The following is an 839-nucleotide window of genomic DNA, read 5'->3' as shown; positions in this document are numbered from 1 at the left end:
AGTGGTATTCTTGAGTTTTTTTGCCTCAAAAATATCGTACTTGATTAGTATAGCATCAGAAATTATAGATTTCAACAGTTTGGCCAAAAGTTTTTTGAAAAATTTTTTGGACTTATTTTACCGCCCTTTTCCCTCAACTTTCTTTACGTTTATTATATAGAGGAAAGATGCTTTTGAGTGACTGTATTTCTGCTTCATTTAGTTGACGATAGTCCCCCTCCGCTAGGTCATCAATCCTTAAATCGCCAATTTTTTGTCGGTATAAGTCTGTGACTTTTACCCCGCAAGCAAGAAACATTTTCTTCACTTGGTGGCGGCGCCCCTCTGAAATCGTGACTAAACCAGTTGAGGATTGCGGGCTTGCCGAAATGATTTCAAGCCTTGCTGCTTTACAGATCGTGCCATCCTGAAAAATGACACCCGCTTGAAATTGTGCGACCATTTTTTCATCAATAAGGCCATTCACAGTGATGCGGTAGGTCTTTGGAATATCAAATTTGGGTTGTTGGAAGATGTAATGGAGCTGGCCATTGTTAGTGACGAAGACGAGTCCATGGGCATCGCGGTCCAGACGGCCGGTAATTGCTAAATCGCCGGGATTATCTGCTGGTTGAATCAGGTCAATGACCGTTGGGTGGGTCTGGTCTTTATTGGCTGACAGGTAGCCTTTGGGTTTATGGACCAAGTAATATGTATGGCCAAAATGGCGATCAATTACTACTTGGTCGACGGTAATTTCTTGCCAGCTGGGATCAACAACGGTGGCGAATTGTGTGACAACTTGGCCGTCAACGGTGACATGGCCATCTTTCAATAGGCGTTTGCAGGCCTTTCGGGTC

1 protein-coding gene is annotated in these 839 nt (G+C 43.6%); it reads right to left on the bottom strand.

The features are described 5' to 3' along the window. Positions 1-133 precede the first annotated feature (133 nt). Positions 134-839, bottom strand: a 706-nt coding sequence (locus ACRCJ0_RS16515) for a pseudouridine synthase (protein ID WP_431391244.1), incomplete at its 5' end; no start/stop codon positions are given.

Source organism: Aerococcus sp. L_32 (assembly GCF_050689315.1).
The sequence above is the reverse complement of the archived record's forward strand: the minus strand, read 5'-3'. Positions and strand labels throughout refer to the sequence as shown.